This window comes from Phragmitibacter flavus (genome assembly GCF_005780165.1).
GTDB lineage: Bacteria > Verrucomicrobiota > Verrucomicrobiia > Verrucomicrobiales > Verrucomicrobiaceae > Phragmitibacter > Phragmitibacter flavus.
Genome location: NZ_VAUV01000015.1, coordinates 15,417 through 29,778 on the forward strand (window position 1 = coordinate 15,417; position 14,362 = coordinate 29,778).

20 protein-coding genes are annotated in these 14,362 nt (G+C 55.6%); all 20 read left to right on the plus strand.

Translation table 11 applies throughout. The annotated features are described in order from the left end of the window. The first annotated feature begins 28 nt into the window (after window positions 1-28). The 20 genes from rplB (at window position 29) to FEM03_RS18745 (ending at window position 14,343) form a co-directional block, all read left to right on the plus strand. Window positions 29-865, plus strand: a complete 837-nt coding sequence (gene rplB / locus FEM03_RS18650) for a 50S ribosomal protein L2 (protein ID WP_138087810.1) — start codon at window positions 29-31, stop codon at window positions 863-865. A 52-nt stretch (window positions 866-917) separates the two neighbouring features. After that, window positions 918-1,196 carry a 30S ribosomal protein S19 gene (gene rpsS, locus FEM03_RS18655; RefSeq protein WP_138087811.1) on the plus strand — a complete coding sequence of 93 codons (279 nt, stop codon included), beginning with the start codon at window positions 918-920 and terminating at the stop codon, window positions 1,194-1,196. A 42-nt stretch (window positions 1,197-1,238) separates the two neighbouring features. Continuing rightward, a complete protein-coding gene (locus FEM03_RS18660; RefSeq protein WP_138087812.1) occupies window positions 1,239-2,024 on the plus strand; it encodes a hypothetical protein in 786 nt (261 codons plus the stop codon). Window positions 2,025-2,038: 14 nt separating this feature from the next. After that, window positions 2,039-2,479: a 50S ribosomal protein L22 gene (rplV, locus tag FEM03_RS18665; protein WP_138087813.1), complete on the plus strand. Its 441-nt coding sequence runs from the start codon at window positions 2,039-2,041 to the stop codon at window positions 2,477-2,479. A gap of 33 nt (window positions 2,480-2,512) precedes the next feature. Continuing rightward, window positions 2,513-3,316 carry a 30S ribosomal protein S3 gene (gene rpsC / locus FEM03_RS18670; RefSeq protein ID WP_138087814.1) on the plus strand — a complete coding sequence of 268 codons (804 nt, stop codon included), beginning with the start codon at window positions 2,513-2,515 and terminating at the stop codon, window positions 3,314-3,316. A gap of 47 nt (window positions 3,317-3,363) precedes the next feature. Continuing rightward, window positions 3,364-3,786, plus strand: coding sequence for a 50S ribosomal protein L16 (gene rplP, locus FEM03_RS18675; protein ID WP_166442993.1), 423 nt, complete (start codon window positions 3,364-3,366; stop codon window positions 3,784-3,786). 48 nt (window positions 3,787-3,834) lie between these two features. Beyond that, a complete protein-coding gene (gene rpmC / locus FEM03_RS18680) occupies window positions 3,835-4,164 on the plus strand; it encodes a 50S ribosomal protein L29 (protein WP_138087815.1) in 330 nt (109 codons plus the stop codon). 34 nt (window positions 4,165-4,198) lie between these two features. Continuing rightward, window positions 4,199-4,504, plus strand: a complete 306-nt coding sequence (gene rpsQ / locus FEM03_RS18685; RefSeq protein WP_138087816.1) for a 30S ribosomal protein S17 — start codon at window positions 4,199-4,201, stop codon at window positions 4,502-4,504. 73 nt (window positions 4,505-4,577) lie between these two features. Continuing rightward, complete coding sequence (gene rplN / locus FEM03_RS18690) at window positions 4,578-4,946, plus strand: 50S ribosomal protein L14 (RefSeq protein ID WP_138087817.1); 369 nt, start codon at window positions 4,578-4,580, stop codon at window positions 4,944-4,946. A 148-nt stretch (window positions 4,947-5,094) separates the two neighbouring features. Continuing rightward, window positions 5,095-5,358, plus strand: a complete 264-nt coding sequence (gene rplX / locus FEM03_RS18695) for a 50S ribosomal protein L24 (RefSeq protein WP_138087818.1) — start codon at window positions 5,095-5,097, stop codon at window positions 5,356-5,358. 70 nt (window positions 5,359-5,428) lie between these two features. Continuing rightward, entirely contained in the window at window positions 5,429-6,016 is a 588-nt protein-coding gene (gene rplE / locus FEM03_RS18700) for a 50S ribosomal protein L5 (protein ID WP_138087819.1), read from the plus strand. A gap of 41 nt (window positions 6,017-6,057) precedes the next feature. Further along, entirely contained in the window at window positions 6,058-6,456 is a 399-nt protein-coding gene (gene rpsH, locus FEM03_RS18705) for a 30S ribosomal protein S8 (RefSeq protein ID WP_138087820.1), read from the plus strand. A gap of 18 nt (window positions 6,457-6,474) precedes the next feature. Continuing rightward, window positions 6,475-7,014, plus strand: a complete 540-nt coding sequence (gene rplF, locus FEM03_RS18710) for a 50S ribosomal protein L6 (protein WP_138087821.1) — start codon at window positions 6,475-6,477, stop codon at window positions 7,012-7,014. 31 nt (window positions 7,015-7,045) lie between these two features. Continuing rightward, window positions 7,046-7,402, plus strand: coding sequence for a 50S ribosomal protein L18 (gene rplR / locus FEM03_RS18715; RefSeq protein WP_276609663.1), 357 nt, complete (start codon window positions 7,046-7,048; stop codon window positions 7,400-7,402). A gap of 17 nt (window positions 7,403-7,419) precedes the next feature. After that, entirely contained in the window at window positions 7,420-7,947 is a 528-nt protein-coding gene (rpsE, locus tag FEM03_RS18720) for a 30S ribosomal protein S5 (RefSeq protein ID WP_138087823.1), read from the plus strand. A gap of 39 nt (window positions 7,948-7,986) precedes the next feature. Continuing rightward, window positions 7,987-8,439 carry a 50S ribosomal protein L15 gene (rplO, locus tag FEM03_RS18725; RefSeq protein WP_138087824.1) on the plus strand — a complete coding sequence of 151 codons (453 nt, stop codon included), beginning with the start codon at window positions 7,987-7,989 and terminating at the stop codon, window positions 8,437-8,439. 86 nt (window positions 8,440-8,525) lie between these two features. Next, window positions 8,526-10,025 (plus strand): preprotein translocase subunit SecY, encoded by a 1,500-nt coding sequence (secY, locus tag FEM03_RS18730; protein WP_138087825.1) that lies wholly within the window; start codon window positions 8,526-8,528, stop codon window positions 10,023-10,025. 29 nt (window positions 10,026-10,054) lie between these two features. Next, window positions 10,055-10,882 carry a type I methionyl aminopeptidase gene (gene map / locus FEM03_RS18735; RefSeq protein ID WP_138087826.1) on the plus strand — a complete coding sequence of 276 codons (828 nt, stop codon included), beginning with the start codon at window positions 10,055-10,057 and terminating at the stop codon, window positions 10,880-10,882. A gap of 145 nt (window positions 10,883-11,027) precedes the next feature. Then, window positions 11,028-12,128, plus strand: coding sequence for an alanine dehydrogenase (gene ald / locus FEM03_RS18740; protein ID WP_138087827.1), 1,101 nt, complete (start codon window positions 11,028-11,030; stop codon window positions 12,126-12,128). A gap of 70 nt (window positions 12,129-12,198) precedes the next feature. Next, window positions 12,199-14,343 (plus strand): RecQ family ATP-dependent DNA helicase, encoded by a 2,145-nt coding sequence (locus tag FEM03_RS18745; RefSeq protein WP_138087828.1) that lies wholly within the window; start codon window positions 12,199-12,201, stop codon window positions 14,341-14,343. The last annotated feature ends 19 nt before the right edge of the window (window positions 14,344-14,362 follow it).

Here is a 14,362-nt window from a genome sequence, read left to right on the forward strand (position 1 = left end):
CGTTTAACCTTTTCAAAATCTTCGCGTCATGGCTCTCAAAACTTTCAAGCCCAACACGCCCTCGAATCGTTACAAGCAGCTTCCTAGCTTTGACGAGATCACCAAGGACACCCCAGAGCGCAGCCTTACGGTCGCACTCCGCAAGTCCGGTGGTCGTAACAACACGGGCCGCATCACCTGCCGTCACATCGGTGGTGGTCACAAACGTCGCTATCGTTTGATCGACTTCAAACGCGATCGCCGCGATGAAGCAGCCAACGTGGTCGGCATCGAATACGATCCAAACCGTTCCGCCCGCATTGCTTTGATCCAGTTCAAAGACGGCGTGAAGAACTACATCATCGCTCCAGTCGGACTCAAAGTCGGCTCGAAAGTGATGGCCGGTGAAAAAGCCACCCATGAAGTCGGCAACGCCCTTCCTCTTGGCAAAATCCCTCTCGGCACGCAGATCCACAACATCGAGTTGATCCCAGGAAAAGGCGGCGTTCTCGCCCGTGCCGCCGGTCAGGCAGCGATCCTTTCCAACCGCGAAGAGAAATACGCCCTGGTGCGTCTTCCTTCCGGTGAGATCCGCAAGATTCTTGCCACCTGCTACGCAACCATCGGTCAAGTCGGCAACGTCGAGCACATGAATGTCGTCAGCGGCAAAGCCGGACGCACCCGCTGGCTTGGTGTCCGCCCAACCGTCCGCGGTATGTGTATGAACCCGATCGATCACCCGAACGGTGGTGGTGAAGGTCGTTCCAAATCCGGTGGTGGTCGTCAGCACCTTCTCAGCCCATGGGGCCACGCCAAAGGTCAGAAGACCCGCGACAAGAAGAAGGCTTCCAACAAGCTCATCGTGCAGGGCCGCAAGAAGAAGTAATTTTTTGAAACTGCCTGAATCGTAACGCCACTCGTTAAACTCATTTCCCACCATGTCCCGCTCACTTAAAAAAGGCCCCTTTGTTAATCAGAAGCTGCTCTACAAAATTGACCAGCTCAATGAAACCAAGGCGAAGCGCCCGATCAAAACCTGGGCTCGTGCCTCCATGATCACCCCTGATTTTGTCGGTCACACCTTCCTCGTTCACAACGGGAAAGACTTCCTCAGTGTTTACGTGACGGAAAACATGGTTGGCCACCGCCTCGGTGAATTTTCACCGACCCGCGTTTTCAAAACTCACGGCAACCACACCGCCAAAGTCTCCAAGTAAGTAACTAAGTCGTCTTCTTTCTCTACTATCTTTAACATCGTCATGATCCGTTCCATCCATCGTCTTACCCAGCTTGCCGCGCCTCTCGCGCTGGTCTGCCTGGTGCATGCGACGGTGCTTGGACAGAGCAATCCGGCGATCGAGTTGATGGAAGCGAAGACCGCCTTGGAATACTCCAATGCCCGCATCGCGGAATTGGAAGAGTCCGTGGCGAAATACAAATCCCAAGCCACCGCTTACAGCGACAGCCTGGCTGCCGCCAACAATGAGTTGGAGCAGACCCGCGAAGCGCATGACAAACTTCGCGTGCAGATGGAAGGATTGGGCGTCGCCGCCATCGATCCCTCCGGAGTGGAATTGCAGCAGACCTTGCTCACCGCATTGAGCGACCTGCGCATCCTCGAACAACAGAAGCGCAATCTCGCCGATGCCCTTCTTGGTTTGTCCGAATCCGCCCTCACTCATGCCAATGCGCAAGGTGATCCAGCGGCCCGCCAGTCACTCGAACAACGTCTCGCCGATGCAGAGAAAGCTCTCGTCAGTCTGCGCGGCAGCGCCGAGGAAAACTCCTCGGGCAATCTTCAAAACGCCAGCATCGTCAGCTTGAAAGACGAGCTCGGCATCGCCGTCCTCAACGTCGGCAGCAAACATGGGGTTCATCCAGGGATGCCCTTCGCCATTTATCGTCAGGACAAGCCTGTCGCACGTGCTCTTGTTGTGGATGTCCGCAGCGGGGTGAGTGGAGCCATTGTCCAGGAACTCGTCAACCCTAACGACCGCGTCAAAGTTGGCGATGTCGGCAAGGTGGAGGCGGAATTTAAAGGTTAATCAAAAGAAACGTCATGGAAGTTAGATCCATCTATAAATACGCACGCATGTCGGACCAAAAAGTCCGCGAAGTCACCCGTGCTGTCACCGGCATGCCAGTCTCGCAAGCTATCAACGTCCTGGCCTTCACTCCGAAGAAAGCCGCGAAGTTGGTTGGCAAGACCCTTCAGGCAGCCATCGCCAACGCCGAGAACAATCACGAACTCGACGCCGACGAACTCTTCATCAAAAGCGCCACCTCCTCCAAAGGCGGAATGCAAAAGCGCATCATGCCACGTGCCCGCGGTTCAGCCGGAGCCATCAAAAAGCGCATGAGCCACATCACCGTCGTGCTTGCCCAGCGCGAAGCCGACGAAACGAAAAAGGCGCCAGTCGCCAAAAAGGAGAAGGCCAAGAAAGCCGCCGCTCCTGCACCAGCTCCCGAACCAGCACCAGCTTCCGCCACTCAGGAATAACCCCGGCACTGCTAATCTACGACTCACAACATCATGGGCCAGAAAGTCAATCCAATCGGTTTCCGTCTCGCAGTCAGTAAAGACTGGCGTTCCAAATGGTATGCACCGGACAAAGAGTTCGCTGATTTCCTTCACAGCGACCTTGCCATCCGCGAGTATCTCAAAAAGAAACTCTCCAGCGCATCCGTCGCCAAGATCGTCATCGAGCGTGCGTGGAACCTTGTTCGCGTCACCCTTCACACCGCCCGTCCGGGTTTGGTGATCGGCCGTAAAGGTCAGGAAATCGAAGTCATGAGCGGCGAGATCTCCAAGATGTGCAACAACAAGCAGGTCAAGATCGACATCATCGAGATCAAACAACCTGAGCTTGATGCCCAGTTGGTCGCCGAGGCCGTCGCCACCCAGCTTGAGCGCCGTATTTCTTTCCGCCGAGCCATGAAACGCTCTGTGCAGACCGCCATGGACCTCGGAGCCGACGGCATCCGTATCCGCTGCGCCGGTCGTCTTGGTGGTGCTGACATCGCCCGTGCCGAATGGTATCGCCAGGGCAAAGTGCCTCTTCAAACCCTTCGTATCCCCATCGACTACGGCTTTGCCGAAGCGAACACTGTTTATGGCATCATCGGCATCAAATGCTGGTTGAACAAAAAAGCTGACCTTGACGCAACCGCCGTCAACCCCAACCAAGATCGCCGCAACCAGCGTCGTGATCGCGGACCACGCCCAGGCGGTGGTGGTGGTGACTATCGTGGTCCAGGCCCAGGACAACAGCGCCCACCTCAATACTCGCCTGCTCAAGCGCCGGCACCCGCTCCCGAAGCTGCTCCTGCCGAGTAACTTCCAATCAACCCAACCTCGAACGACTTTTTTAGGAGAATCTAGACATGGCAATGTTACCAAGCAGAGTTAAGCATCGCAAGACCCACCGCGGAAGCCGCGCTGGCAACGCGACCACCGGCAACAAAATCAGCTACGGCGAGTTCGGTTTGCAGACTCTCGATCGCGGTTGGATCAAAAATACGCAGATCGAAGCCTGCCGTATTGCCATCACCCGTCACCTCAAGCGTAAGGGCAACGTTTACATCCGTATCTTCCCTCACAAGCCAGTTACCGCACGTCCTCCTGAAACCAGGATGGGTAAAGGTAAAGGGGCTCCAGAATTCTGGGTGGCCGTGGTTTATCCAGGCACTATGCTTTTTGAAGTGGCCGGCGTGAGCGAAGCACTCGCACGTGACGCCTGCCGTCTGGCCGCCAACAAACTGGGTCTTCGCACCCGTTTTGTCACCCGTCAGAGTCTGACCAAATAACACCCGAACAACGATCCCGATCACCCACGCCGCACGCAAGGAGCCGACATGAAAATTGAGCAATTAAGAGAGCAGACCAACGAAGAGTTGATCCGCCGCACCAACGAGTTGAAGCATGACATGCTCAACATGCGTATCCAGCAGGCCAGCGGCCAGTTGGAGAACCCATCCCGCATCAAAATCTTGCGCCGTGAAGTTGCCCGGGTCGAAACGATCCTCAGCGAGCGCCGTTTGAACCTCACCGTCGGCAAAAAAGCTTCCGCGAAGTCTGCTCCTGCAGCCGCCGCCCCAGCCAAGAAGGCCGCCAAAAAAGCTCCAGCTAAAAAAGCGGCGAAGAAAGCCGCCAAGAAGGCCACGAGCACTGCCGCTGCTGAGTAGTCGTAGTAACCCACCAATTTAAGGATCTGACCCTATGAGCGAGAACGCCACCATCGAAAACGAAACCCAAGCCGCTGCTCCTGCCGCAGTGGAGAAAGCCGCCGTCCGCAAGACGCGTGTTGGCTCCGTGGTTTCCGACAAAATGACCAAAACCATCGTGGTTGAAGTTGAACGCCGGGTGCCACACCCCCAGTTCAAAAAGATCGTCCGCCGCACCTCGAAGTTCTACGCTCACGACGAAGAAGGCAAAGCCAAGCTGGGTGACAAAGTTCGCATCGAAGAGATCCGCCCCATGAGCAAGCTCAAGCGCTGGAAACTCGTCGAAGTGCTCGCCCACTAAGACAGGACCAGGCTCAGATTTACATTCACTTTCAAGTTACCAAACCAACCGTTTCAAAGAGGAGGACACGCATATGTTGCAGATGGAATCAGAAATCCCGATTGCCGACAACACCGGAGCCCGTATGGCCGAGATGATTGGCGTCATTGGCAAGAAAAACAAACGCACCGCTGGTGTGGGTGACATCATCACCGCCCACGTTCGTGAGTCCACCCCGACCGCCGCCGTCAAAAAAGGTGAAGTCGTTCGCGCCGTTGTGGTGCGCACCGCCGCCCCGATTCGCCGCGCTGATGGTTCAATCCTCCGTTTCGATAAGAACGCCATCGTGATTATCGACAAAGACAACAACCCACGTGGCAGCCGTATTTTCGGACCTGTGGCTCGCGAACTGCGCGACCGCAACTTCATGAAAATCGTCTCCCTCGCTCCAGAGGTGCTCTGAGCCGCAGGCTCAGAAGTTGAGAGTTCATCGTTGAGAGCTGAGGGCATGAAATAGAATCAAATACCTTTTCACTCCAGTTCCAACTCCTCCCCAATCTCTTTTTTAATCAGACTCTCAACTCTCAACTTTTTACTCTCAACTTAATTCCATGAGCCACATCAAGACCCACGTTCGCAAAGGCGATCTCGTCGAAGTCATCACCGGAACCCACAAAGGCGCTCGCGGCGCGGTGCTCCAGGTGATCAAGAAAAACCCGCCCAACGGCCTGCGTGTGCTCGTGGAAGGTGTCAACCTGATCAAGAAGTCGGTTCGCCCTACCCAAGAGCGTCCACAAGGCGGTTTCCAAGAAAAAGAAGCCCCTCTTCACATTTCTAATGTGAAATTAGTTGAAAAGAAAACGAAAGAAGGCTAATTGAACGCCCCCCTGATTCGCGACCCAATGACGGGTTGCGGGGTGAGCCACCAAAGAGGGTCCCAGCAAAATGCAACCAGAACTACAGCAGCTTTACAAAGAGAAACTGATCGCCAGCCTGCAACAGCAGCTTGGTCTCAAGAACATTCATCAAGTTCCAAAACTTGAGAAAATCGTCATCAACTGTTCCGTCGGTAAAGAAGCTGATCGCAAGCAGGCCGTAGAAGACGCCGTTAAAGATGTCAGTCTCATCACCGGCCAGAAGCCGATCATCACCATCAGCAAGAAGGCGATCGCCAACTTCAAGCTGCGCGCTGGTGAGCCTATCGGTGTCAAAGTGACCCTTCGTGGCCGCCGCATGTATGACTTCATGATGCGCCTGGTTAAAACCGCCATCCCACGTATTCGTGACTTCCGTGGCATCACCCCTCGTGCTTTTGACGGTCGTGGCAACTACACCCTCGGCATCACCGAGCAGTCCATCTTCCCTGAGATCGAGCTCGACAAAATCAAACGTTCCCTTGGTTTCGACGTCACCTTCGTGACCAGCGCCACCAACGACGATCACGCTCGTGAACTGCTTCGCTCCATGGGCATGCCATTCCGCAGCACCAAGTCCGGTCAGCAAGACAAGCTTGCGACTGCTGAGACCAACTAAGAACCTTCCGCAATTTTTCGTCCTGTAACTGAATCCGTCCCATGAGTGTAGTCACCGATCCCATTTCCGACTTCCTGACACGCATCAAAAATGCGTCCCGTGCTGCCAAGGAGGAGTTGTCTGCTCCTTTCAGCGCGATCAAGGCTGAAGTCGCCCGCATCCTTCAGGAAGAAGGCTACATCTGGAACTACGAGGTTGAAGCCAACGACGGCAAACCTCAGATCAAGGTGCGCCTCAAGTATCAAGGCAAACGCGCTGTCATCACCGATGTCAAACGCGTCAGCAAGCCAGGTTTGCGCAAATACGTTGGTGTGGATGAAATCCCACGCGTGCTTGGCGGTCTCGGCATCTCCATCGTTTCCACGCCGAAGGGCGTGATGACCGGCGCCAAAGCGCGCAAAGCAAACGTCGGCGGCGAGCTTCTCGCTTACGTCTGGTAACACCTGAGGAATCACACCATGTCACGAGTAGGTAAACAACCCATCGCAGTGCCCGCTAAAGTCAGCGTCAAAGTTGACGAGGCACGCAAAGTCTCCGTTGAGGGCCCCAAAGGCAAGCTCAGCTACGTGATGCCGGAAGGCATCTCGCTTAAGCAGGAAGACTCCACCCTGAACATCGAGCGTTCTTCTGAAGATCGCAAAGTGCGCGCCCTTCATGGCACCGCCGCCCGTTTGATCAGCAACATGGTCACTGGCGTCAGCACCGGCTTCACCAGGAACCTTGAAATCCAGGGCGTTGGTTTCCGTGCCGCTGTCAAAGGCGACAAGCTTGACCTCAGCCTCGGTTATTCCCATCCTTTGCTTCACCCGATTCCTGCGGAGTTGAAGGTGACCGTTACTGACAACACCAAGATCAGTGTTGAAGGTGTCGACAAACAGTTGGTTGGCCAGTTTGCCGCTGACGTTCGTTCCTATTATCCACCAGAGCCTTACAAGGGCAAAGGTGTGCGCTATGCTGGTGAGCAAGTTCGCCGCAAAGAAGGCAAAAGCGTGAAGTAACCCCAGTAATCTGCCTTTCAGGAGTAATATCATGGCCACCATTGACCGTAAAACGACACGCCGTCGCGTGCATCATCGCATCCGCAAGACCCTTCGTGGCTCCGCCGCCCGTCCCCGTCTTGCCGTTCATTTCTCCAACACGAAAGTGTATGCCCAGATCATCAATGATGACGAGAGCCGCACCATCGTTGCTGCATCGACCGCCGAGAAATCCCTCGCTGGCGTTCACGCCAACATCGCCAACGCCGTCAAGGTGGGTGAAGCGATTGCCGAGCGCGCCCTTGCCGCCAACATCACCAACGTCGTGTTTGATCGCGGCGGTTTCTTCTACACCGGCAAAGTCAAAGCACTTGCCGACGCCGCCCGCGCCAAGGGTCTTCAGTTTTAATATCAATCATTACCGTCATGGCTTACAACAACAGGAGACAAGACAACGCCAATCCGGCAGAAGATAATGGCATGACCGAAAAGGTCGTGTTCATCAACCGCTGCGCCAAGGTCGTCAAAGGTGGACGTCGTTTCAGCTTCAGCGCGCTCGTCGTCGCTGGTGACCAAAAAGGCAAAGTGGGCTTCGGATTTGGCAAGGCCAACGAAGTTTCCGACGCCATCAAGAAAGCCAGCGAATCTTCCCGCAAGGATCTGGTTACCGTCAACCTCCTGAACGCCACCATTCCTCACGAAGTGACCGGCGAACATGGTGGTGGACGCGTCCTCCTCAAGCCCGCCAGCCCGGGCACCGGCATCATCGCTGGTGGTGGAGTTCGTGCCGTTTGTGAAGCAGCAGGCGTCAAAGACGTTCTCGCCAAATCCCTCGGCTCCAGCAACCACGCCAACGTCGTCAAGGCCACCCTTGCCGCCCTCACCTCCCTTCGCCTCCCTGATGAGATCTTCACCATGCGCGGCAAGAAACTGGCTGAGAAAAAGGCCCTCTAATCCAAGTTAAAATCAACCTTCTGCTCCCGTTCCGAACTCATGAGCCTTCGTCTTCATAATCTCAAAACCGCCAAGGGCTCCAAGCATCGTCGCAAACGCGTCGGTTGCGGCGAAAGCTCCGGCCATGGTAAAACCTCCGGTCGTGGTCACAAAGGCCAGAAAGCCCGTTCCGGCAGCGCCATCCGTCCAGGCTTTGAAGGTGGCCAGATGCCCTTGCATCGTCGTCTTCCCAAAAAGGGTTTCAACAACACCCAGTTCCAAGACACCATCGCTACGGTCAATGTGCGTGACCTCATCCGTTTTGAAGACGGTGCCACGGTCAACGAGCAGACTTTGCGCGAGTGCGGTCTGGTTCGTGGCGAAATCGACGCCATCAAACTTCTTGGCAATGGCGACCTCACGCTCAAACTCAACATTGAAGTTGATAAGATCAGCGCGAGCGCCAAGGAAAAAGTCGAGAAAGCCGGCGGAACGGTGACGCTAAAAGCGTGATAGTCCTCCGTTGTTGCTTTTAATGTTCTTTCCAAGCGGCTCAGACTTGTCCTGAGTCGCTTGCTGTTTATATACCGCTTCCCATCATGATTTCCGCCTTCGTCAACATCTTCAAAATCCCTGAACTGCGTCAGCGTATCTTTTTCACCCTGGCCATGGTGGTCATCGTGCGGATTGGCTACGCCATTACCCTTCCGGGTGTGAACCCCGATGTGCTTCAAGCATGGATCGATTCCCGGGCGGATGGTTCTGAAGATCCTTTTGAAGCAGCAACCGCTCTTCTCAACATCTTCACCGGTGGTGGTTTGCAGAACTGTGCGATCTTCGCCTTGGGCATCATGCCTTACATCAGCGCCAGCATCATGATGCAGCTGTTGACGGCGGTGGTTCCAAGCATCAGCAAACTTTCGCGTGAAGACGGTGGACGTCAGAAGATCAACCAATGGACCCGTTTTGTGACGGTGGCCTTGTGTCTTCTGCAAGGTTACCTGCTGGCACGTTCTCTGGAGAATCCAGGACAGAACATCTTCCTTCCTGGTCTTGAGGAGATCATCAAAACCCACGGCCCGCTGGTGCCCGGTTTTGGTTTGGGATTCATGATCAGTGCGGTGCTGACGATGACCGCAGGCAGCATGTTCATCATGTGGCTGGGTGAGCAAATCACCGAACGCGGGATTGGTAACGGGATTTCGTTGATGATCTGTATCAACATCGTGGCTGAACTGCCCGGTGCTTTGGTGCAGGTGTGGAAAGTCTATATCGGCAAACCCGGTGCCGGTGCAATGGAAGCGCTGACCCTTCTCGGGTTGTTGCTTCTCATGATTGCCGTCATCGCTGCGATCATCTCCCTGACCCAGGCACAACGCCGCATCGCCATTCAATACGCCAAGCGCATTGTGGGTCGCAAAATGTATGGTGGCCAGACCCAATACATGCCGTTGAAGGTGAACTATGCCGGCGTCATGCCGATCATTTTCGCCCAAGCGATCCTGATGTTCCCTGCGCAGATTATCGGTTTCATGTTCCCACAGCATCAACAAGTGCAGCAGTGGGCGCAGTGGCTGACCTCAGGTCCTCCTTATGTGATCATTTCGGCCGCATTGATCTTCTTCTTTAGTTATTTTTGGGTGGCCACCATGTTCCAACCCAACCAAATCGCTGAAGACTTGAAAAAGAGCGGTGGTTACATTCCTGGCAAGCAGCCTGGTAAAGCCACGGCGCAATTCCTCGACTTCACCATGAGCCGCCTCACTTTTGCTGGCGCGAGCTTCCTGACTTTGATTTATGTCTTCCCGATTCTGTTGCAGAAACAACTGAACCTCAACTTCACCGTTTCTCAGTTCTTCGGCGGCACCAGCATTCTCATCTTGGTGGGCGTGGTGCTCGACATGATGCGCCAGGTGGAAACCCATTTGTTGCAACGTCACTACGACGGTTTCCTCCGCAAGGGCAAGATTCGTGGTCGTTTTGATCGTCCGCAATCGGGTTCACATGCTGCGAATCCCAAATTGGTGGTGACCTTGTGGACGGTGATTGCCATCATTGCCCTGATCGGTGTCTCCTTTGCCATCTTCCACGGCCAATAAGTTAAGCAAGACCAAGACATTAGATTGAAATGGCTTTTGCTTTTGACCGGATACCAACCCGCCACGGCCCTGCTCTTGATGGGTTGCGCCGTGCGGCAGGTCTTGCAAGAGACATTCTGCTGAAAGCCGCTGCCATGGTGCAGCCGGGGATTACCACCGGAGAGGTGGACCGGTTTGTCGCGGCTGAGATCAAGGCGAATGGGGCTACGAGTGCTTTCCTGAACTATCGCAGTGGCAAGTCTCGTCCGTTTCCCGGACATATCTGCATCGGCATCAATGAAGAGGTCGTGCATGGCATCGGCAGCAAGCGGGTCATCCAGGCGGGAGATATCGTCAAACTCGATGTGGGCATCTACAAGGATGGCTGGGTGGGGGACAATGCGCTTACCGTTCCAGTTGCGCCGATTGATCCTGATGTGCAACGGTTGCTTGCTGCGACAGAAGATGCATTGGAGATCGCAGTCGACTGGGCACGCGACGGCATGATGCTCGGTGACCTTTGTCATTCTGTGGAAAACTACGTGCGTCGTTTTGATCTGACCGTCGTGCGTGAGTTTGTCGGACATGGGGTGGGGCGCAAACTCCACGAGGAGCCGCAGGTCCCGAATTACGGAGTTAAAGGTGCAAAACCCCGGTTGCGCGAGGGGATGACTTTGGCGATTGAGCCGATGATCAATCTTGGCACCGAAGCGACGGAGATTCTCAGCGATGGTTGGACCGTGGTAACCATGGATCGCAAAGCAAGTGCGCACTATGAACACATGGTCCTGATCACCAAAGGCGAGCCGGAAGTGCTGACCGCACGTCCGCGCATGAATGCGCCATTGACCCAGCCGCTGGATCGCAGCGTGGCCTGACGGTTCTTGTTAGGGCCTTTTTGCAGGGCTCTCGTCCGACCAGGTCTTGGAGGTCAAAATGAACGGCAACTTCTGGAAAAATTTGTCGACAATTGTTGGGGGTTTATGTCTTGCCAATGGTTCATGATCAATGGTTTAGTAGGGAATGATTATCGGCGTTCCAAAAGAGATGAAGGCGCAGGAGAACCGGGTCGGACTGCTTCCGAGCGCAGCCTGGCAGTTGATCAATCGGGGACATGAGGTGGTGGTGGAGGCGGGAGCCGGAGAGGGTTCGGGCTTTCCGGATTCCGAATACGCGGATGCCGGGGCACAAATTGTGGTGACCCATCAGGAGGTGTTTGGGCGGGCGGACATGATTGTGAAGGTGAAGGAGCCGCTGCCGAAGGAGATTCCCTTGTTAAAGCCAGGACAAATTTTGTTCACCTATTTGCATCTGGCGGCCAGCGAAGAATTGACGCGGTCGTTGATGGCGTCAGGTGCAACCTGTCTGGCTTACGAAACGGTGGAGGTGAACCGGAGGCTTCCGTTGCTGGAGCCGATGAGTGAAATTGCGGGACGAATGAGCGTGTTGATGGGCGGGGCGCTGCTGCAAAAGCACATGGGGGGATGCGGAGTATTGCTGGGTGGAGTGCCGGGGGTGTTGCCGGGCAAGGTGGTGGTGATTGGTGGGGGAACGGCCGGGGTGAATGCAGCGCGGATGGCGACCGGGTTGGGCGCGGATGTGACGATTTTGGATGTCGATGTGGAACGGATGAGGTTTCTTGACATCACCTTGCATACGGCCCACACCTTGTATTCAAACCGGCAGCACATTTTGGAGATGCTGCCGGAGGTGGATTTGCTGATTGGCGCGGTGCTGTTGCCGGGTGCGAAGGCACCGAAGTTGATTGATCGCGAGATGATGCAGGTGATGAAGCCCGGGAGTGTGTTTGTGGACATCGCGATTGATCAAGGAGGATGTGCGGAGACTTCACGGCCAACGACGCATCAGGAGCCTACATATGTTGAGGAGGAGGTGATTCATTATTGCGTGGCGAACATGCCCGCAGCGTTTTCGAGGACGGCGACCCAGGCGCTGACGAATGTAACTCAGCGCTATGTGGAGTTGATTGCGGATCACGGGGTGCCTGGGGCGTTTGAAAGTGATCCGAACCTGCGCGGGGGTTTAAATTTGTTTGATGGAAAAGTGTGTCACGCGGCGGTGGCGGAGGCGCATGGGTTGCCGTTGATGGAGCTGGATGGTTGAATCGAATCCGAGCTTGATGGGGGCACGGGACTGGCGCATAGCTAGCGTTCCGAGGAGGAGATGATTTTTGATGTCAGCGCCAGCCCCCACCACACATGATGCGCGTGAAGCGCTGCGCAAGCATTTTGGCTTTCGCGAGTTTTTGGATGGTCAGGAGGCGGTGATGGGGGCGGTTTTGGGGGGACAGGATGTGATGGTGATCATGCCGACGGGTGGCGGGAAGTCGTTGTGTTATCAGCTTCCGGCGATGGTGATGGATGGGGTGACGCTGGTGGTGAGTCCGTTGATTGCGTTGATGAAAGATCAGGTGGATGCGCTGGTGAACAAGGGGATTGCGGCGACGTTGATCAACAGCAGTTTGTCGCTGTCGGAGCAGAAGGATCGGGTGCGGGGGATGCGCGAGGGCGAGTATAAGCTGGTGTATGTGGCACCGGAGAGGTTTGGGAGCGGGATGTTTTTGGATGCCTTGCGGTCGGTGGAGATTGCGTTGTTTGCGGTGGATGAGGCGCACTGTCTTTCGCAGTGGGGGCATGATTTCCGACCGGACTACATGCGGTTGGGGGAGGTGTTGGAGAAGATTGGTCGGCCACAGGTTTTGGCTTTGACGGCAACAGCGACGCCGGAGGTGCGGGGGGATATTTTGAAGACGCTGCGGCTGCGTGATCCGTTCACGAGTGTGCGCGGGTTTTCGCGACCGAATCTAAGCTTAAATATTACTCATACCGAAAAGGCCAAGGTGAAGTATGAGAAGCTGAAGGCGATCATTGCGCACTGGAAGACGGGGATTGTTTACTGTTCGACGAGGAAGAAGGTCGAGGAGGTGTCGGAGCTACTGGACGAGTGGCGGATTCGTGCGGTGGCGTATCATGGGGGGATGGATGATCGGGAACGGGAGAGGGCGCAGAACCGGTTTTTGCAGCGCGATGTGGGGGTGGCGGTGGCGACCAATGCGTTTGGGATGGGCATTGACCGCTCGGATGTGCGGTTTGTGGTGCATTACGATATTCCCGGGAGCATTGAGGCCTATTATCAGGAGGCGGGTCGCGCGGGAAGGGATGGGGAACCGTCGCATTGTGAGTTGTTTTTTAATTACGCGGATACCAAGACGCAGGATTTTTTCATTGAGGGGAGCAACCCCACCTTTGAGATGATTCGCGATGTGTATCAGACGTTGTTGAACGGGGCGGATGCGGCGAATGAGGTGCAGGCGAGCATTGATGATTTGGCGGCGCGCGCAGGGGTGAAGAACGGGATGGCGGTGGGGAGTGCGTTGAGCATGCTGGGTCGCGGGGGGTGGATTGAGCGCTTTGATATTCCGGGGAAACGGATTCGGGGAACGCGTTTGTTGAGACCGGACAAGCTGGCGCGGGATCTGGATTTGGATCGGAAGGCGATTGCAGAGAAGGATCGGCGGGACCGGTCGAAGCTGAAGGCGATGGTGGAAATGTGTTATGCGGAGAAGTGTCGGCAGCAGAACATTCTTGAGTATTTTGGCGAGCCCGGGGCGCATCATTGCGGGAGCTGTGATGTGTGTCGTAGGGGCGGGAAGACGGCAAGTGCGCGGATGGGAACGAGTGCGGAGGTGGAGATGTTGAGGAAGGCGCTGAGCGGGGTCGCGCGGATGTGTCAGAAGGCGGATGATGGAACTTGGGTGCCGCGATTTGGCAAGGGTCGGATCATCGCGATGTTGTCAGGCAGCCGGTCAAAAGATGTGGTGGACGCGGGCTTGGATCAGCTGACGACGTATGGGCTGCTGAAGCACCTGGGGAGTGCGGCTTTGCAGGAGTTGTTCAAGGGGATGGAACAGTTGCGGCTGGTGGAGACAGTGACGGAGGGGGATTATCCATTGATGCGGATCACGGACGCGGGGGTTGAGGTGATGCGGAAGGGGGGGAGTGTGCGGATGTTGTGGCCGGATTTGCACAAACCGGTGGAGATGCTGAAGGCGGGTGCGGGTGAAGAAGGGGAAGCTTTGACCGCGAAGGAGCTGGGATTTGATGAGGTGCTGTTCGAGAAGTTGAAGAAGAAGCGACTGGAGATTTCGCAGCGCGAGAGTGTGCCGGCGTATGTGATTTTTCCGAACAAGACGCTGGAGTTTTTTACGCGCTTGAAGCCGGAGACGCTGGAGGAGGGAATGAAGATCCGCGGGGTGGGTGAGGCGAAGGCGGGGAAGTATCTGGCGGAGTTTTTGGAGGTGATTAAGGGGAATGGGTGAGGTTAGTTTTTTTTAGCCA